Below are 19,148 nucleotides of genomic sequence, written 5' to 3' on the forward strand. Positions count from 1 at the left end.
AGGTCTGGCGCGGTTTGCCGGAAACGCTCCGGCAAGCGATCGCAGAAGATCTCGGCCAAGTCCTGCGGGAGATGAGCGATGGGCTCGGAACTCGTCAAGCCGGATCACCTGGACCGCAAAGCAGTGGTGTATGTGCGGCAATCGACGCCACACCAAGTGATCAACAATCAAGAAAGCCTCAAGCTTCAGTATGCCCTCTCACAGCGCGCTCGCGAGCTCGGATGGCGCGAGGTCGACATCGATGTGATTGATAGCGATCTTGGGCAGAGCGGCGCTGCGGCAGCCCACCGGAAAGGATTTAAGGATCTGGTCGCACGCGTCACTCTTGGCGAGGTCGGTCTTATTCTATCGATGGACGTGACGCGCCTGGCGCGCAATTGTTCGGATTGGTACCCGCTGCTTGATGTCTGCGGGCACCGCCGTTGTTTGATCGCCGACCGTGACGGCATCTACGATCCCGGAACCCCCAATGGCCGCCTGCTGCTCGGCCTGAAGGGTACGATCTCAGAGCTGGAATTGCACACGATCAAAAGCCGGATGACGGCTGGGCTTTTGGCAAGAGCCGAACGCGGTGACTTGGCCCTGCAACTGCCGGCGGGCCTGGTTCGCGATCCTTCTGGGGTGGTCACCAAGGACCCGAATCTCGAGGTGCAGGGGCGCCTGTTGCTGCTCTTCGAGACCTTCCTGAAAGTACGGACCGTCGCGCAAGTGATGCGGGCCTTTGTTGGCCGCGGCTTGGCACTGCCTCGCCGCGACCGCCATGGCGATCTGCGCTGGCAGCCTGCGACGGTGTCAGCCGTGACAGCGATCCTCAAGAATCCGGCCTATGCAGGCGCCTTTGTCTATGGAAGGACTTGGCAGAAGCCATCCCAAATACCGGGAGAGCGTCCCCAAAAAGCTCCGCGTCGTGGAACGGACTGGAGGATCGTGGTGAGGGAAAAGTACCCGACCTACATCGATTGGGAGACCTTCGAGAAGATCCAGGCGATGCTGCGCGACAATCGAGCGGAGTACCAGCACATCAAGAGCCGTGGCATCCCGCGGGATGGGGCAGCCCTGCTTCACGGTATCACCTATTGTGGCGAATGCGGACACAAGATGGCCGTGCGTTACAAGGGCGGCAGTCAATATGTCTGCAATTATTTGAAAATCCAGCGCGGAGCGCCGGAGTGTCAGAAACTGCGTGCTGCACCGATCGACGCACAGGTTGCGGCGGCATTCTTGGAAGCGGTGGCGCCGGCGGAAATCGATGCGTTGTCCAAAGCGCGCAAAACCCATCTGCAATCCGAAAGAGCCCTGCGTTACGCTGAGGAGCAGCAGGTCGAGAGGCTTCGCTATCAAGCAGCCCTCGCCGAGCGCCAGTTCAATCGCGCCGATCCCGACAACCGGCTGGTGACCGGCGAGCTCGAGCGGCGGTGGGAAGGCGCTCTGTCGGAGCTGCGCCGAGCTGAGGAAGCGTTGACCCAGCGAAAGATGCCCAAGGCCAATGAACCCTTGGGCGTTCCTCACGATGTGCGTGCCAAGGTGATCGCCCTCGGAAATCGTCTTCCGGCGCTGTGGGAGAATCCGGCGACCCGCAGGGATCATCGTAAGGCGCTCTTGCGCTGTCTGATCGAAAAGGTCGTGATGCGTCGTTGCGCCCGCGACAAGGCCGAGGTGCGCATCGTGTGGCGCGGTGGCGCAACTACTGAGCTTCTGGTCACACTACCGGTTAATGCCGTGGCCGCCTTGCCGCGGCACCGAGAGATGGTGGAGCGCATATGCACGCTGACTCGTGAGGGCATGCATGACGATGAGATCGCGCGCATTCTGACGCAGGAAGGGCATCACTCGCCATGGGAGGCGGATAAAGTCCTGCCGATCACGGTCCAGCGCATTCGTCTTAAACGCCGCCTCAAGGTGCAACATCGGCAAACACGATGGCCGGCGGTCGCAGACCATTTGACAGTAACCCAATTGGCAACCCGCCTCGGGATTCCTACCAAGTGGATCTATGTTCAGCTCAAGCGAGGGAGTATCCTGACCCTCCGGGAGCCTTCAGGCCGCTTTCTCTTTCCCGACAACGCAACCTCCTTGCAAGCCATTCGCAGCTTGAGACATCACCGTGTCGCGAAGATCGATCTGAGGGAGGATCACCATGAAAAGTAGGGGCATCAACAAAGGCCCTCGAGCATATAGGCCATCTGCGCCGCTGAGATCGATACCGCGCCGGCCGACGCCGCGGCCAAATGAACTTGCCGCGGTCCAGGCGTTTGGCATAGAGCGACATGCCTAATCCGTCGTGCCAGAGAATCTTGACCAGGTCACCGCGACGACCCCGGAAGATATAGAGATCGCCGACATGAGGATCGCGCTTCAAGCTCTCCTGAACCGTAAGAGCCAGGCTTTGCATGCCGCGGCGCATGTCGGTGTGGCCTGTTGCGATCCAAACCCTGACGCCGCTCGGAATCGGGATCATCGCCGTCTCAAAAGCTCAACAACCCGCTGCAGCGCCTCACCGTCGACGTCCCGGTCAACGCGAACACGACAGCCACCGCCAAGCTCGATCTCGATGATTCCAGCCCTTGCGCGCTGTGCAGGCGGTGAAGACGCCGGTTGCGGCGTGCTGATCAATACCGGAGCCGGCGTAGGTGTGATCTCGACAGGAACAAGAGCTGGCACGGCATCACCGCCCAGGCGGCCCTGGCGTGCCTGCCGACGCCATGTGAACAATAGGCTCGGTGCCACGCCATGCCGCCGCGCCACCCCACAAACAGTCTCGCCGGCCTGCACGGTCTCTTCGACCAGACGAACCTTCTCGTCGTAACTCCAGCGGCGCCGACGTTCGACGCCCAATACCTTCACCTGCATTCGCCACATGACCTTAAGGCTAAACTTAAGGTCACACCCTCAGGCAGCTTGTCGAACCGGCGATCGCCGCCGAAGGGATACGTAAAATGCGTCACGCTGTGAAATGTGCCTTAAGTAGCGCGGGTCGATTTTGTTGCGAGATGATGGCCGCAAGCTCGATCCAACATGCGCGAGCGATCAGCGACATTGACGTGCTCTCGTTCCAATCGAGCGCGGGCCCATAATGCAGATCACACATCGTCGCGCTTTGTAGATCACCCCGAAGAGGCGGTGTAGCCGTGGCTCGCAGGCATACCGCGAATGTCCTCAGTTGTGTGCCGTCATTGCCAAAAGCCACATCATCGGGATTGATGCTATCAAGGTAGAAGAAGCCGCCAGTCGTGGTGTGCGGACCATTTTAGCTGGACGCAGGAAGTTCAAGCTATAGCAGAGAGTGGTAGTAACACGCCTCTAGCGTAGTTGTTGATGGACACTATAGCGCCTTGCGCACTCCGTGCGCTCACACCCAGGCAAACGCATCCTTCGACCGTCAGAACGAACAGGCGATACCTTTGAGCCGCCAGCTTTCGAAGAAATAGAGGCGCTTAGGTGACCTTGCGCGCTTAAATTAAACTAAAGAAAGAGCCCCGGCCAAAGGGCCGGAGCTCTCGATTGCCGTTTGGAGGTGAGGAGATTGTTATTTGAGAACTACGGGCCAGCCAAACTTGTAATTGAGACGCGCCGTCACGAGATCAAAATCCTGGCGGATGCGATCGTTCCCAAACGTGCCACCACCCGCAGCGGTGAAGTTCACGTCGCTCGTCGGCATGAACACATGGTCGTACTCGAGGCCAGCTGACCAGTTCGGCGTCAAGTTGACCTCGAATCCGGCGCCAACGACGCCGCCCCAACGTGTCGTGTCCGCGCTCCCAAGCTGCGTGCCTGAAGCAACGGAGTTAACCTGATAGCTGCTGCCAACGATCGCGGTGCCAGCTTTGGCGTAAAGCAGTACGTTGCTTACGGCATACCCGATCTGACCAGTGATCAAGCCGAACGCGTTGATCTTTGTCTGGTTCCTGTTGGTTGGAAAGGCAGTGCTGACATTGGAGCCGTTGAAATCGGCCCAGTTGCCCTGGCCTTCGACGCCAAGCACTGTCTGGCCGATCTGCCAGCGATAACCGATCTGCCCACCGACCGTGCCGCCGCTTGCGTCGTGGGAGCCCTCAGGGATCGTGCCTGCAAAATCCCAGGAGTTATGGCTCGAACCCCAGCCGCCGTTGATACCAGCATAGAAGCCGCTCCAGTCGTAGAGCGCGACCGCGACCGGCAGCGGTGGCGCCTTCGTGTAGACGGGCTGTGCAGCGAGATCCGCGGCGAATGCAGGTGCCGCAGCGGTGAGTGCGACGATGCTCGCAGTCATAAGCAACAAGTTCTTCATTTCGAGCTTCATTTCCTTTAGTGGCCCCCGGCCGCGCGCGTCATAACAGCGCCAACGCAAATTGCTGTAACTGCTCTGCAACATTCACTCTGTAAGAATCAGCTTGATTCGCACGCTGCGTCAGGTTGTACGCTTGAACGTCACAACACCTCACGCGTCGATCCGGGGCGGATGCGTGCGGTAGCTTCGACAATGGAGGTAGGTGGCTGTGTCGAAGCTCATTGATGGAGGTTGAGTGCCCGCATGCTTTCGCGCCGGAGAACAACTGGAGTGTGGCACGAATGCGTTTGCATGCGCGGCGACAGCCAGTGTGCTTTCCTCGAAGCTGTCGTGCTCATCTGCGACAGACTAAGCGGGGATGCCGTATAGGCAATCGGTCCATTCAGAGTGGCGCGCGATATCCTCACGGCGTCTACGGCACTGTGACGGGAACACTCCAAAACAATTTGCTATGCTGAGCGCGACCCCATCGGCGATGCCTTGTTGCCTGCGCAGCAGCGAACGTCAGAGTGCTCAAGGAACGGTGCGCCTTCAGCCACTTCGGACAGGGCGCCTGAGATCGTCCGCGCGAGCTCACTGGTCTCCTTGTGGATCGTGAATTTGGTGATGCACTTTTGGTAGCGAGCTCCCATTCTCTGTCTGGTCCCTATCAGCCCGATTTGCGCCGAGGGATGAGCATGCCGACTTGTCTTTTGTATTGACCGTACTGCTCCCCGAACTGCTTGAGAAGATCCCGCTCTTCGAAGAAAATCCCGATAAAGATGTAGATGGTGGTCACAATAGCAAACAGTAGATGCCCGATTGTCATGACCGGCGCGGCCCAGAACGCGATGATAAAACCGAGATAGATGGGATGTCGCACGAACTTGTAGTAAAGCGGCGTCCGGAACTGGGGTGCCGGTATGCTCCGACCCCTGAGATTGGCGGTGACGTGACGCAGTCCGAACAGTTCGAAATGATCGATCAGAAACGTACTGGCGAACACCGTCGCCCAGCCTATGAACGATAGCGCCGTGATCATTACGAATACGTCGGGGTCGTCGACCTGCCAAACAACGGCCGGAAGGGGCCTCCACTTCCAGAATAGCAACATGAGGCAGAGGCTCGCCATGAGTACGTAAGTACTTCGTTCAATGCAGTTCGGCACATATCGCGCCCACCGGTTCTTGAACCACTTGCGTGCCATGCCAGTGTGCTGGATGGCAAACAGAGCCATCAACAACGTGTTTATGCAAAGCGCATTGATCGCCGACGTGTCAGGCCCGGTGTCAATTGTCTTCGGTACGCCTATGCGACTTACGAAGCCGGCAGCGTAGACGATCGTGACGAGAAAGGCCGCGTAAGCAAGCAAGCCATAGAGAAAAGCGATCAATCGTAACGATCGAATCTGGGAAGCCTGGCTTGTGGATGTCACTTTAAGCATGGATTGAATACGCTTTCAGGAAAACGGCCAGCCAAGGGCCGTGTGGCGGTGAGGAATCTGAAAATCACGCGATCAAAGCCCCGCGGTCAGAGCTGGCTCCGGTTGTTTGGACAGCGCCCCGCGGAATTTAAGTGGATTCCTGCCGGGTTACACTGACTGCGGGGCTTTGCGATTTTGTCGTTGCGTCGGGAGGGCGTAGCCCGACCAGAGCGACGACAAAATCGCGGGCGACGATCATGCGGCCATCACCATCGCTTGCACGCCGAAGTAAGCCTCGTCGGGCGTGCGTTCGTCAAGGCTCGAGTGCGGGCGTCCCCGATTGTAGAACGCCAGATATTTGGAAATCGACGCTCGCGCCTCGGACACGCTGTCGTAGGCGCGCAGATAGACTTCCTCGTATTTGATCGTGCGCCAGAGCCGCTCGACGAACACGTTGTCACGCCAGGCGCCCTTGCCATCCATGCTGATAGCGATCTTGGCGTCCAGCAGCACGCTGGTGAAGTCGACGCTCGTGAACTGGCTGCCCTGATCCGTGTTGAAGATCTCGGGCCTGCCGTGCTTCGCCAACGCCTCCTGGAGCGCTTCAACGCAGAACATCGTCTCCATCGTGATCGATACGCGATGGGCCAGGACCCGCCGGCTGAACACATCGACGACCGCCGCGAGGTAGACGAAGCCACGTCGCATCGGAATGTAGCTGATGTCCATTGCCCAGACCTGGTTCGGCCGCTCGATCTTCAATCCGCGCAGCAGGTACGGGTAGATCTTGTGGCCCGGTGCGGGCTTGCTCGTGTTCGGGCGGCGATAGATCGCCTCGATCCCCATGCGCTTCATCAGCGTCGCGACGTGGCGGCGGCCAACCTGCACGCGCTCACGCCGCAACAGCGATCGCAGCATGCGCGCCCCTGCGAAGGGATAATCGAGGTGCAGCTCATCGAGCCGGCGCATCAAGGCAAGGTCCTCGGCCGAAACCGGCCGAGGTTCATAGTAGACCGTGCTGCGAGCAAGGCTCAGGACTTTCGCCTGGCGCACGACAGGCAGATCATGGTCGCGGTCGATCATCGCTTTGCGCTCAGCAGGCCCGCCTTGGTGAGCGCGCTCTCTAAAAAATCATTCTCCAAGGCCAACTCGCCGATCTTGGCATGTAACGCCTTCAAATCGACCGGCGCCTCGGCCGGTCCCTTGTCCTGCCCAAACACGCCGGCGGCGCCTTCCAGGAGCTGGTTCTTCCAGGTCGTGATCTGGTTCGGATGGACATCAAACAGTTGCGCCAGCTCGGCCAACGTCTTCTCCCCCTTCACGGCCGCCAAAGCCACCTTCGCCTTGAATGCCGGAGAATGCGTCCGGCGACTCCTCTTCGGCATCTTCGCTCCTGATTCGCGGCGAGAATCCTCGCCGCTGTCAGGCAGAAAATCCACTCAAGCTACTGTCCGAATTTGCGGAGCCAGCTCTGTCCTCCAGATACGTCCGTGATGCAGCTCGTGCGGCCAAATGCCTCGATGATCATCAACAAAGGCTACCCATCGTGTGAGATCGGAGTGCATCCAAGGGAAGTCTGGTGTGATTATCGAACGATATGACAACGAGCAGGTCTCATGGTGAACTCCAGGCGCAGTGCGGTGCGAGCAAGCATTGGTCGCGGGGCGTTCGTCTCATCCCAGCAAAAGGCGTGCCGATCGCGGAAGAGGGCGCATCTTGCCTGACGAGAGAACGCGCGTGCCAGCGACCGTCCCAAAGGGAGAATGCTGAGACTTGTTGGATTTCTGACATCGCTGTAGTCACTGAATTACGGCTGGTAAGATGGGCACCTATGAGCCACCCCGCGCCGCGCTCGCGCGAAGATTTGACGATGGTGCGCCCCTATGGCAAGTCGGTGTCGAATGCTCCGGTACCGCTTCATGGCTCAATGCGCCGGTGACCGAGTTAGCATGAGCGGAATTCGACCTGGTCATTGCGCTTGATGCGCTCAGTCCAGCGTTTTTGAATCGCTCATGGCGGTCGGTGATGCCAGCGGCACGGCGGTGCGGCCGGCTCTTGCTGACCATCGTGAGGGGGTCGATGGTCAGTCATTGCGGCTTTCAGTTCACGAAGGAACCCCCGCTGATGCGGCAAGATCTCGCTTTCAGTCCCGGCCGCGATCATCTGTGGAGGTCTCGACCTGACGGAATGAATGGAGCGCGAACAGTCGCGTAATCAACTTGCGGAGAGATGAGGCTCGTCGGTCCTTCACTGGGATCGCACACGCTACTGGCGGAAAGACACTCTCGATCAGCGTCGTCGGCGCTCCGGCTGCAGAAATTTCGTACTACTCGGCCGCCCATCGAGAACCGGTCGTTCGCCACGTTTGAGCACAAGGGGGCAAGGCTCGCAGCGCCTCCCTAACCTTCCCGCCAGCTGTCCCCTCACATAAAGCGACGATCTAAACGATCATCAGCCTCAATCCTCTCTTGATGCGCTGATGATTCAGACACTTTGGAAGAATTTCGAAAGCCCAAGTCGTCATGGGACGTTTTACTCGATGTGCATCGGATCGCGGCAATTGAAGGCGAGGACTGGCTTGTAGGCCGGACCGCCATGCTGCCTGGTAGCTCGCAAGTGATACTCGCTCTGTCACGAGGCAAGCAGCGATGCTGTGGCTCTGCGCGAGTTCGACATGGCTACGAAGAGTTTTGTGCCTGATGGTTTTGTGCTTGAGGAAGCCAAGAGTACTGCCACTTGGGTCGACCGGGACACGGTGCTGTTGTCCAGCGCCCATGGCGAGGGCATGGCGACAGTGTCGGGCTATGCGAGGACCGTACGATTGTGGCGCCGCGGTGAACCCATCGAGCGCCCGACCGTGGTGCTCGAGACGTCGTCCGATCGTATGGGCGTCAGCTGCGGGATCGATCGTACCGGACAAGAGCAACGCGTCTGGTTTACTGATCGGCTCAATTTCTTCAATTCCCAGACATGGCTCGGAACCGAGTCAGGGGCGCACATCAAGCTCGATCTTCCTACCGATATCTGGCTGCAGGCGGATCAGAACTGGCTCGCGGTGAAGCTCCGCTCGGCTGCGACAATCGCCGGAGTGATCTACCCGGCCGATACCCTGGTCGGCATATCCTTGACCGCCTTTCTCGATGGGAAGCGCAATTTCGCGGTCCTTTTTGTGGCGAGCCCGCGGCGAGCCCTGCAGGGATTTTTCTGGTCGGGCGGTAAGCTTGTGCTCTCCATCCTGGACGAGCTGCGGCCCGTGTTCGAGATCGGCACACCATCTACCGCGACTTGGAGCCGCGAGCAGCTGAGCATGCTTCCCGATATAGGTCTCGTAGATGTCCGGCCGCTTGATCGCGATTCATCCGAGAGCAATGGTGACTTGCTTGCAAAGATCCAGGATCCGCTCACGCCCCCGTTACTGATGCTCTTGGAGCAGGGCGTCGCCAGTCCAGCCGTGCTGAAGGAGGCGCCGAAAGCTTTTATGGCTGATGGTCTCGTGGTCACCCAGCACGAGGCGATCTCAGTCGACGGCGAGCGTATTCCCTAAGTGCAGACCGGTCCGAAACGGGAGACCGGCGAAGCGCCCGTCCATATGAGCGGTTATGGCGGGTTCGGCATCTCAGTGAAGCCGTACTACAATTCCGCGCTCGGCAAGCTCTGGCTTGAGCGCGGGGGCACCACTGTGCAGGCGCATTTGCGCGGCGGCGGCGAGTTCGGCACGCGGTGGCACGATGCTGGACGCCTCGCCGGCAAGCGGCTCTCCCATGATGATTTCGCGGCGGTGACCGCCGATCTCGTCCGCCGCGGTGTCACACACGCAAAGCGGATCGCGGCCGAGGGCGGATCGAACGGCGGCATTCTCATCAGCAATATGCTGGCGCGGTACCCTGAGCGTTTCGGCGCGCTGTTCTGCACCATCCCGCTGATTGACATGCGTCGTTACACCAAGCTGCTCGCGGGCGCGAGTTGGATCGCGGAATATGGCAATCCTGACAAGCCCGAGGAATAGGAATGGCTCAAGACCTATTCCGCCTACCATATTGCCAAGTTCGGGCAGGACTATCCGCCGATCCTGATCGCCACCACACGGCGGGACGATCGCGTCCATCCCGGACACGCCCGTAAGATGGTCGCCAAGCTTCAGGGGATGGGCTATGAGGCTTATCTCTACGAGCCGGAGGCTGGCGGTCACGGCTATGGCAGGGACAAAGGAACATGCCGCCTTTCAGGTGCTGGGCTTCCAATTCCTGAAAAGCAAGATTGGCGGCGGGAGGAGAAGGCGTAAGCGAACTCGCACATTCGATCTCGCAAAGACCAGCGTGAAATTGCTGGCCGGATCTTTAGGGGACCTGGACCAGCGCGAGGTCCGTATCGAGCGCAGACTTCTCTAGCAGGCTGTTGAAGAACTCAGCCGCGTTCGCAAACGAAGCCTGACTCCTCGCCATTGTGGATGTAGAAGTGGCCGACGAGCCTGCCTGCAGTGCCGATCATGACCCATCCGCGACCGCAGACGGGATCATTCTCGTCGTGCCCTTCCCATGAGAACTCCGCGCAGGCCGATCCGTCGCGGGTGCCGTAGCGCACGTCCAGGAAGCCCTTGAGAGCCCCAAAGGCGATTTCGCCATTGGATTTGCCCTGGAAGGTGAGATGCGCCTCTTCGACAAGATCGAGGAAGTCGCTGTCCCAGTTGTCCATTTCGACGATGCGCCAGCGGCCGACAAAGGCCTTGGCGAAGCCGGGCACCTTGGCCATCAGCCGGTCTCCGCGATCAGCTTGGGCAGCCGCAGCAGATTGTAGGCGGTGGCAGCGAAGGTAAAGGCCCATGCGACGCGATCACGGCCACGGAAGCGGGTCTTCTCTTGCCCGGCGACCGTCTTGATCCAGCCGAAGGCCTCCTCGATCCGTTTGCGGATGCGCTGACTGACGGCATAGCCGCCGTGCTGGGTCGTTCGTCCGTCAATCGCAGAACTACGGCCGCTGGTGTTCTGTGCAACATGCGGCGTCACGTTCATCGAGCGCAGTTCGTTGACGAAGTCTTCTGCATCGTAGGCTTTGTCGGCGCCAAGCGTGATCGCTGTCGGCCGGTCGGCACGAGGTTCGATCATGTGCAGCGCGGCCACCCGCTCGGCATGCCCGTCGGCCTGCGTCAGGCAGGCGTCGACCAGCAGGCCGTGGCGGTTCTCCATCAGCCCGTGCCCGATGAAGCACAGTTTCGTCTCCTTGCCTTTGCCCTTGCGGTAGAGCCTGGCGTCCGGATCGGTGGTCGACGTATGGGTGTCGTTCGAGCGTTTCTGGCCATGGAAGTCCGCATCGGCATTGCGCCCGCCTTGCGCCGGCGGCTCGTCCGAGCCGTCCTTGGGCTTGACGCTCTTCATCGAGGCCCAGGCCTCGATCAGCGTGCCATCAACCGAGAAGTGATCGCTCGATAGAAGCTTCTTCACCTTGAGCTGTGCCAGCACCGCCGCCAGGAACTTGGCCGCGATGTCGCCTTCCAGCAGCCGGTCGCGGTTCTTCGAGAACACCGAATGGTCCCAGGCGGCGTCGTCAACGCCGATTGAACGAACCCGCTACGCGGGAGTGGAGGCAAGCCTGCTGTACTGAGGTGTCCTGTCTGAGAGGATGTTGGTCTTCGCACCACCCCTCTCAAGACAGGAGACCCAGATGGCTACGATGAGCCCTCTTCGGCAGCGTATGATCGAGGACATGACGGTCCGCAATCTGTCGCCGTCGACTCAGCAATCCTATATCTATGCGATCGCAAAGTTTAGCCGCCATTTCGGCGACGCCCCGGACCGGTTGAGTTTCGAGCAGGTCCGTGCCTACCAACTGCACCTCATCGGCCAAAAGCGTTCGTGGTCCCACATCAATCAGGTGGCCTGCGCGCTGCGGTTCTTCTACGGCATCACACTCGGGCAGACGGAGGCATTCGAGCGGATCATCGGCGGCCAGAAGCCCGACAAGCTCCCCCTCGTGCTTAGTGCCGAAGAGATCGAGCGCTTTCTGGACGCGGTTACAGGGGTGCGCAACCGCGTCGTGCTGGCGACGGCTTATGCGGCTGGCTTACGGGTTAGCGAGGTCGTACGCCTGAAGGTGAGCTCGATCGACAGCAAGCGAATGTTGATCCACATCGAGAACGGCAAGGGCGGCAGAGATCGTTACGCGATGCTTTCTCCTCGGCTGCTGGATATTCTGCGTGCGTACTGGACGCGAACACGGCCGGGGCTGTGGCTATTTCCAGGCCAAGACCCAAGCGAACATGTCAGCGTCCGCTGCGTCCAGGCGGCCTGCCGCGCCGCCCGCCGACGCGCTCGGATTGCCAAGCCGATCACTGTCCACACGCTCCGGCACTCCTTTGCGACTCATCTCCTGGAAAGCGGGATCGACATCCGCATCATTCAGGTCTTGCTCGGACATGCCGACCTCGGATCGACCGCCCGCTACGCGCAGGTTGCGACCAATCTGCTCGCTCGCACGACCAGCCCATTCGATGGGCTCTCCATCACGGTGATCCCACCCCACTAAGCCGCGCATATGCGCCCCGTGCTTGAGGTGGCGGACATCTTCCGCCGCCACGGCGCTGCGTTCCGTACCGCGCAGGGCTCTCGGCTCACATCCGACCAGCGCCGTGTGATGGCAGCCATCGAGGCGTGCCGCACAGCGACGCTCGGCGGCCATGTCGAGCGGTGCGACGACTGCGGCCTGGTTCGCGTCGCGTACAACAGCTGTCGCGATCGGCACTGTCCAAAGTGCCAAGGCCTCGCGCGCGCCCAATGGCTCGCCGATCGCCAAGCCGATCTGCTGCCGGTCCCCTATTTCCATGTTGTCTTCACCGTGCCGGCGCCAGTAGCCGCTATCGCGCTGCAGAACAAGGCGGTGGTCTACGACATCCTGCTCAAGACGGCGGCCGAGACGATCCGTCTCATCAGCGCCGACCCGAAGCATCTCGGTGCCGAGACTGGGATGATCGCCATTCTCCACACCTGGGGGCAGACCCTGACGCATCATCCGCATGCCCATTGCCTCGTGCCGGGCGGCGGGATTGCCCCTGATGGAAGCTGGGTTGGCTGCCGCTCCGGCTTCTTCCTTCCCGTTCGCGTCCTGTCACGATTGTATCGTCGGCTATTCCTGGAGCGCCTCCAGGCGGCGTTCGATAGCACCAAGCTCCAGTTCTTCGGCCACCTCGACCACCTGAGTGAAGCGGCTGCATTCGCCCGCCATCTAAACGCCCTCCGCAAGGTCAAGTGGGTCGTCTACGCCAAGCGTCCCTTCGGCGGACCAGAACAGGTTCTGGCGTATCTCGGGCGCTACACCCATCGCGTTGCGATCGCCAACGGCCGGCTCATCACCTGTGAGCAGGGCCACGTCCGCTTCCGGTGGAAGGATTATCGCGCCGGCAACAAATCCAAAGTGATGACGCTCGAGACTGACGAGTTCATCCGTCGCTTTCTGCTCCACGTATTGCCGAAGGGGTTTCGCCGCATCCGTCATTTTGGCTTCCTGGCGAACGCCTGCCGCGTCGCCAAACTCGCGCGCATCCGAGCGGCGCTAAAGGCGCCGCAACCACCTCCGCCTGCCGAAGCTGTCGACTATCGTGAGCGCTGCGCCATCCTCATTGGTCACCGCCTCGACTTGTGCCCCATCTGCGGAGGCCGCATGGTCGAGATTGGGCCTGTGCCGCGTGCGCAAACGCCGCGACGCGCAGCACCTCGCTGCGATACATCATGACCGACTACCTCGACTTGTTCGCTCCCACTGCAGGCATCGCCATGCCGACGTTCTCCGTCGGAACGATCAAGCACGCTCAGAACGCGCGGCGAACGGGCGATAGTCAGCCGCTTGGGCTTGACGCGCCGTTCGACGCTATCGACGCCGGCATCCTCTGCTGCCAACATCAGCGGCAATCTGCGGCCACACTCGCTCGCGGGCCCGACATCGGGTCAATCGCGCCTACCGGCGCCTAGATCGAGCCCCCATAGGTCCTCGCTCACAAGACGCGGCTTCGTTCAATCCAGCTTCAAATAGGTCCCGCGCTGGACTTGCGGCGAGATCTGCGACGCGGGACCTATTTGAACCCTCCAGTATTCCGACGAACCAGCGGAACAGCAGGTCGTATTCCAGCCGCTCCATCAGAAGCCGCTCGGAGCGGATCGAATAAAACGCCTGCAACAGCATCGCCCGCAGCAGTTTCTCCGGCGGGATCGACGGCCGTCCAATCGGCGAATAGAGCGCGGCAAACTCCCGCTCCAGCGCCGACAGTGCCTCGTTCACCATCGTCCGGATCGTTCGCAGCGGATGATCACGACGCACCCGCGCCTCCAGGTCGACGTAGCTGAACAGCTCGCCCGTTCGATTGTCGCCGCCGCGCACGCACCACCTCCGAATCTCGTCGGAGCCAATGAATCACGGTCGCCGGTCGGCGGCGAGCGCCTTTTTCAACAGCCTGCTAGAGCAGTATTTTGCGGAACGCTGTTCGAGATTTGGTCCGTGCGCAATCAATATGTATCGCCCAGATGTTTACTTACCAGTGACATATTCGCGTGGCCCATCTACAAAATTGGCTCGTATCTAGATGGGCCGTCGCTAAACTCCGAAGAAAGTAAGGGGTATCCGATGGGTTCAGGAGGCCTTGCGCATACAACCCACGCATGCTTGGCAGCTCCACTTCATCCCTGCTAGATCTGTGCACAGAATGCCAACGGAGTTGCTATGCCCAAGACGCTGACTAAGAAGGTTGTACGTCGCGAGTACACGAAGACGGACGTGAAGGAACTGCGTGCACACTCGAAGGCGAAAACACCCGTTACGAAAATCGCAAAGCTTACAAAGCGAACGGCCGGATCGCTGCGTCAGAAGGCGCGAAAACTAGGCATCCCGCTCGGACACCGACGGTAAGTCGGCGCGCCGGATGGAAGCGGCGCGCGGAAGCACCCCAAACGACGACATCGGAAACCAAAGCTCAGCGTTTATCTGGGCTTGATGTCTGCACTCGTCGCCACCATCTACCGGCCGTGCTCCTGGCGCCACGCAAGGCGGTGCTGGCCGAGCGTAGGACGATGACACGCGCGGCGGCATCATCGAAAGGCCGCCACCGGGATCTTGCCGGCCACATTATCGAGCGCAGCGTTTTCGACGAGGAGCTATTTTATCGGATCTGCCCCGGGTTTGGTCTTCGGCCAGAAGCGCTGTCTCTTTGGCGTAATGAAACGCGAGCTCAGACCACTCTTCGATCGAATCCATAGATTGGTCGCGTCAAGTCGGCGGCATCTTGGCCGCTGCCATCTTGAACCCTACGCGACTGTTGCGGTCGATGCACCACCGTCGGTGTGATCGCCCACAATCCCGCCCTGGTCTTCGCCGAGCTGGTTGGCCTAGTCCTGCGCTTCGCTCGGCCGGTCGCTCCGCTCTCATAGCGGAAGACAATCGTTGCCCGGACCGTTAGACGTCATCCTCCCGTTCGGGACGCAATGTTAGAGGCTGCTTGCACGCATATTATTGTTACCATTTCTGGAGCTCGCATACGTATTGAAATGGCGCGTGACCGCTAGGCAGAAAAACGGTTACGTCACACTTCGAATCGCCCGTTTTTGGCGAGCGTTCATAAGGATCTGCCGTACTGCCTAGCATGCAGCTTATCCAACCTCGCCAGTCCCTCTTCAATTACATTCATCGGCAGGTAGCTAAAGCACAGGCGTACATGCTGGCAACTTCGTGGGCCATAATGACGTCCGTGCACGAGGTGCACGTCGTGCTCGCAGCGCGCAGCCTCAATGAAAGTCTCAGTCTGAATTCCAGGGGCGAGGCGTACCCAAAACGAGAAACCACCGCTTGGAAGGAGATACTCTGGTTCGCAAAGGCGGCTACCCTGCAGTAGCGTGTGCATGCTGTCCCGCCTGGCACGATAATGCTGGCGCAATCGCGCAATGTGCGTATCAAGTGCGTCCGACTTCAGCAAGGATAGGACGATATTGCTGACAATAGGGCTGACGCCGCCGTCGCATTTGAGGCGTGCCAGCCTGTTGATGACCTCGGAATTTGCAAGCACCCAGCCGACCCGTAACCCCGGTCCGGCGACCTTGGAGATGCTGTGTACATTTATGACGTTGCCGCCCGGTGGCAGCCAATCAGTTACACCGTTGTATGGCAACTCCGAATAGACGAGATCCTGTACCAACGCCACCCCGTGCTGGGCCAGCATCGTCGCAACCCGTGTCATATGGGCGCGCGATATCTGGCGTCCAGTCGGATTATGAAATGCTGGCGTCGTATAGAAGAGCTTCACCCGGCCATTACGCCGTAAGGTCGTTTCAAGCTCATCCAGATCGACACCCTCGGCGCTCATACCGAGCTGGAGGATGGTTGCCCCCGCGATCGAAAAGATGCGCAGTGCGCCCAAATAAGAGGGGTCCTCGGTCAAAACGACATCGCCCGGATCGAGACAAGCTTCGGTAATCAACTGCAAGGCCTGTGAAGCACCACCGGTGAGGATAACCCCTTCATGCTGCACACCATAGCGCTGCGCGAGCTTTGTTCGCAGCTCGGGCAAGCCCATCGCATCCGTATACTGGGGCAGATCGGTAGGGGCGACACCTGTATCTTGGTCAAATGCATCCGGCCAAGCAAGCTGCGAGAACATCATCGGATCGGGGAGCCCGTACCCGAAATTGATGGCGTGCTTCGCACCTGAGTAATTGAACGGCGCAAAGCCTTGAGCGAGGGAGCTGCGGGCCGAGATAGGCAGGTTCATTGCTTCCTCGTTCATTGATTTTGCTCACCTTGGCGCTTGCGAAAACGCTCATTGTACGATGCGATAAAATGCGTGGGCACCGCGGCGCTGAGGCATGGAAAGTCGATCCTTGGTGGCAGGCTAGCTTTGGCTGCCATTTTGTCGAAGGACGGCTGCCATGCTGCACCGAAGAAATGCCGGCCATATCGGATCGAAAGCTCAGGTACCACAGGATACAGTAGGCTCAGGAACAGCGAAATCTCCATGGCGTTCCACAGGCCGCTGTCGTCACGCGCAAAATCGGCTAGCTCGAAGTACCTATCGACGATATCAAGCGCATCCCAAAATCGGAGTTCCTCGATTGCATCCGCGTAGCGCTGAGCGAGGATGCGTAGACGAGATCGGAGACGTCTAGTGTCCAATGTTTTGGCGTTGTTGGCATATTGGCGCAATGCATCTTCCCAAACCCGAAGGTGGGATGCGGCCGTGACCAACCCGTCAACATCGAACTCGTTTTCGTCTCGGCCGAATGGTCGTGCAATTCGAGCGAGCGCGTAACGAAGTACGTTGGAGTCCACTTCGCGCGTCACCTCGTCGGCCCAAAGCGCATGGTCGCGACTGGTGGAAAACTTCTCGCCCTCGATCTTGTAGAAATCCTGGATCGAGTGGTTTGTGGGAATGGGATAGCCACGGGCGAGCAGGGCGCCGGACACACCTATCGTGTAGTAGAAGCGGTTGTCCTGGCCCATGAAAAACACAAGCCGGGTGCTAGGGTCGTGCATGGTTGATTTTGCGCTCAGAAAGTCATTGGCGCATTGCTCGCGGATTCCGGTCTCGAAGCACCACAAGCCTTCAAACCATGTGAGCAGGGTTTGGCCGAACAAATCTTCAGGATGCAGCAGCTCTACACCATGACTGAAGTGACGCGACATCGGTAAACCATGCGCATCGCCGGCAAGCCAAGCTCGTGCCTTATCCCGTATGGGCTCGGGCCAGGCGCTTTGTCCGATGGCTGTGTCGAGCGGCCGGGCAAGGCGGGGCGTATCGAACACGGCCTGCTCGATGCGCCTTAGTACAAGATTATGGCCGCACGTCGTATGCCGGGCGTTGCATAACGTGTCGTGGCGAATTGCCAGGCCACAGTTCTCACACAGATTACTGTCGGTGGCGGAGTTGCATGCCGGACAATTCCCGGCTGCCAGGGAGTCCGCGACAAATTCATCGCAATGCTCGCAATAAAGTTGGACACCCTCGTGGATTTGGACGTACCCGGCCTCCTGCAACTCGCGGAAAATCGCCAGAGCATTGTCCTTGTGGATCTCGCTGGACGTCCGAACGAACACATCAGGCGTGATGTGCACCGAACGCAGGCACTGTAGGATCTCGTCGATGTGCTTTTGCGCGACCTCGCTAACGGGCTGCCCAAGCTTTCGCGCCTTTACGAGCGTATACGTGCCGTGCTCATCTGCGCCCGTGATGTAGTGCGCGCGATGGCCGGCCATCCGTTGAAAGCGCACGAAGATATCGGCGAGCAAGTACACGCCGCCGATGTGACCGAGATGTAGTTTGCCGTTAGGGCAAGGGGGGGCTGGACATACGAAATAGGTGCGCATGTCAATCCCACCAGATAGAGAGGAATTTCAGGGTGTTCTCCTGGCTGAGATTGCGGATAGCGTGCATCTGATGTGGTGGCATGTAGAACAAGGTCACGTCCTTCACCGAGCGAGTCTGACCCCCAGCTTCGAATTCTCCCTCACCGGAAATCAGAACCCACAATTCGTGCTCGTGGTGCGCGTGCAGATCGACCGCGCCGCCGGGTGCGACCTCAACGACCGAGGTACCAAACTCGGGGCTGAGATCATCCGGCAAATGCTCCAGCAGGCGACAAACCAGCACGCCATATTCGGTTCGCATTAGGGAGCGATCGATCTGCTTCGTATACACGTCGTCTTTCCTTATGAGTTGCGATCACTCGCGATAGAATATGCCGTTAGGCGTTTTCAGATCTTCAAGCTCGGATACCTTGCCCTCAGGCGGGTTATAGGCACGCTTCATACGGTTGTATTCGGCACGATCAGGCCCCCCAGTAGACGCCCGCTGGAACACCAAATAGAGCGTGCGGCGAGAGCGATCGCTCTTGTTCGGTAGTGAGTAGTGGGGCGCGTAGTCGTCAAAAATAAACACATCGCCGGCCTTCCACGGCACCGGTTCCCATTCGAAGCTCTCGGCCACGTCCGGGTTGATGACGCCGCCCGCATCCATGGGAAAAACACCCTCCTTATGGCGCCCCGGAGTGAAGAACAAACCTCCATTGTCGGGATCCGAATCGTCGATCGCAATGGCTGCTATGGCATGCACCATTCGCTCCGGGAGCTTGTGGGGGATATGATATATGTCCTGATGTGGGCGGTACCCGCCGCTATCAGGATACTTGAAGATCAGCAGCTCTTTGAGCATCCGCGTGTCTTCATCGAGTAACTTCTCGATCGCGCTGAAGATACGACCGTCGGCAAGGAGCGTCTGGCGTAGAGCGTCATGGTATTCCAAGAAGTTTTCGACCTTTGAGACGATTTTGCGATCATCACCGGTCTTCTCGAACCACATCATCCATTTGTCGACGCTTACGTCCCAGCGCGAGACGTCCTCGACGAAATCAGAAATATTGTCGCGCGTAGGTGCATCAAAGAAGCCTTCGAGCCGAAGATATCCATCCTGATTCCATTTCGCCTTTTGTGCGTCGGTCAGCATTTTGCGAGCTC

Annotated in this window: 13 protein-coding genes and 4 pseudogenes; 5 read left to right on the forward strand and 12 right to left on the reverse strand. The window is 59.4% G+C overall.

Annotated elements, in window-relative coordinates:
* Positions 1 to 78: 78 nt before the first annotated feature.
* Complete coding sequence (locus tag ACR9YP_RS10830; RefSeq protein ID WP_474219711.1) at positions 79 to 2,148, forward strand: recombinase family protein; 2,070 nt, start codon at positions 79 to 81, stop codon at positions 2,146 to 2,148.
* Positions 2,149 to 2,266: 118 nt separating this feature from the next.
* Here ACR9YP_RS10830 and tnpB read toward each other — a convergent pair.
* From tnpB to ACR9YP_RS10855, 5 genes and pseudogenes are all read right to left on the reverse strand, one after another.
* Positions 2,267 to 2,458, reverse strand: a pseudogene (gene tnpB / locus ACR9YP_RS10835) (IS66 family insertion sequence element accessory protein TnpB); the annotation flags it as partial.
* Positions 2,455 to 2,859 carry an IS66-like element accessory protein TnpA gene (tnpA, locus tag ACR9YP_RS10840; RefSeq protein ID WP_474219712.1) on the reverse strand — a complete coding sequence of 135 codons (405 nt, stop codon included), beginning with the start codon at positions 2,857 to 2,859 and terminating at the stop codon, positions 2,455 to 2,457. The pseudogene tnpB and the gene tnpA, both read right to left, overlap by 4 nt.
* Before the next feature lie 667 nt (positions 2,860 to 3,526).
* Positions 3,527 to 4,267, reverse strand: coding sequence for an outer membrane protein (locus tag ACR9YP_RS10845; RefSeq protein ID WP_474221029.1), 741 nt, complete (start codon positions 4,265 to 4,267; stop codon positions 3,527 to 3,529).
* 649 nt (positions 4,268 to 4,916) lie between these two features.
* Positions 4,917 to 5,690 carry a methanethiol S-methyltransferase gene (gene mddA, locus ACR9YP_RS10850; protein ID WP_474219714.1) on the reverse strand — a complete coding sequence of 258 codons (774 nt, stop codon included), beginning with the start codon at positions 5,688 to 5,690 and terminating at the stop codon, positions 4,917 to 4,919.
* A gap of 234 nt (positions 5,691 to 5,924) precedes the next feature.
* Positions 5,925 to 7,054, reverse strand: a protein-coding gene (locus tag ACR9YP_RS10855; RefSeq protein ID WP_474219676.1) for an IS3 family transposase whose coding sequence is annotated in 2 segments (ribosomal slippage) — positions 5,925 to 6,793 and positions 6,793 to 7,054 — 1,131 coding nt in all. Because the reading frame shifts where the segments join, the coding sequence is not laid out codon by codon here.
* 1,105 nt (positions 7,055 to 8,159) lie between these two features.
* Here ACR9YP_RS10855 and ACR9YP_RS10860 point away from each other — a divergent pair.
* Positions 8,160 to 9,931 (forward strand): annotated as a pseudogene (locus ACR9YP_RS10860) (prolyl oligopeptidase family serine peptidase); the annotation flags it as partial.
* Between the two features lie 142 nt (positions 9,932 to 10,073).
* Here ACR9YP_RS10860 and ACR9YP_RS10865 read toward each other — a convergent pair.
* Both ACR9YP_RS10865 and ACR9YP_RS10870 read right to left on the reverse strand, forming a co-directional pair.
* A complete protein-coding gene (locus ACR9YP_RS10865) occupies positions 10,074 to 10,418 on the reverse strand; it encodes a hypothetical protein (RefSeq protein ID WP_235542581.1) in 345 nt (114 codons plus the stop codon).
* Positions 10,418 to 11,221: pseudogene (locus tag ACR9YP_RS10870) on the reverse strand (IS5 family transposase); the annotation flags it as partial. The pseudogene ACR9YP_RS10870 and the gene ACR9YP_RS10865, both read right to left, overlap by 1 nt.
* 106 nt (positions 11,222 to 11,327) lie before the next feature.
* Between ACR9YP_RS10870 and ACR9YP_RS10875 the strand changes: the two are divergent.
* The 3 genes from ACR9YP_RS10875 to ACR9YP_RS10885 are packed head-to-tail and all read left to right on the forward strand — an operon-like array spanning position 11,328 to position 13,627.
* Positions 11,328 to 12,188 carry a tyrosine-type recombinase/integrase gene (locus tag ACR9YP_RS10875; RefSeq protein WP_249757261.1) on the forward strand — a complete coding sequence of 287 codons (861 nt, stop codon included), beginning with the start codon at positions 11,328 to 11,330 and terminating at the stop codon, positions 12,186 to 12,188.
* Positions 12,189 to 12,197: 9 nt separating this feature from the next.
* Positions 12,198 to 13,391, forward strand: a complete 1,194-nt coding sequence (locus ACR9YP_RS10880; RefSeq protein WP_474218828.1) for an IS91 family transposase — start codon at positions 12,198 to 12,200, stop codon at positions 13,389 to 13,391.
* Entirely contained in the window at positions 13,388 to 13,627 is a 240-nt protein-coding gene (locus tag ACR9YP_RS10885) for a hypothetical protein (RefSeq protein WP_474218827.1), read from the forward strand. The genes ACR9YP_RS10880 and ACR9YP_RS10885 overlap by 4 nt, the downstream gene beginning before the upstream one ends.
* A gap of 118 nt (positions 13,628 to 13,745) precedes the next feature.
* On the opposite strand, the pseudogene ACR9YP_RS10890 reads toward ACR9YP_RS10885, so the two are convergent.
* The 5 genes and pseudogenes from ACR9YP_RS10890 to ACR9YP_RS10910 all read right to left on the reverse strand — a co-directional run.
* Positions 13,746 to 14,033, reverse strand: a pseudogene (locus ACR9YP_RS10890) (transposase); the annotation flags it as partial.
* Between the two features lie 1,228 nt (positions 14,034 to 15,261).
* On the reverse strand, positions 15,262 to 16,425 hold the full coding sequence (locus ACR9YP_RS10895; protein ID WP_474219716.1) for an aminotransferase-like domain-containing protein: 1,164 nt from the start codon (positions 16,423 to 16,425) through the stop codon (positions 15,262 to 15,264).
* Entirely contained in the window at positions 16,422 to 18,002 is a 1,581-nt protein-coding gene (locus ACR9YP_RS10900) for a class I tRNA ligase family protein (RefSeq protein WP_474219717.1), read from the reverse strand. Before ACR9YP_RS10900 ends, ACR9YP_RS10895 begins: the two co-directional genes overlap by 4 nt.
* 1 nt (position 18,003) lies before the next feature.
* Entirely contained in the window at positions 18,004 to 18,333 is a 330-nt protein-coding gene (locus ACR9YP_RS10905; RefSeq protein WP_474219718.1) for a cupin domain-containing protein, read from the reverse strand.
* Between the two features lie 24 nt (positions 18,334 to 18,357).
* Positions 18,358 to 19,137: a phytanoyl-CoA dioxygenase family protein gene (locus ACR9YP_RS10910; protein WP_438102151.1), complete on the reverse strand. Its 780-nt coding sequence runs from the start codon at positions 19,135 to 19,137 to the stop codon at positions 18,358 to 18,360.
* Positions 19,138 to 19,148 lie beyond the last annotated feature (11 nt).

It is taken from the genome of Bradyrhizobium sp. BR14999, from assembly GCF_056106085.1.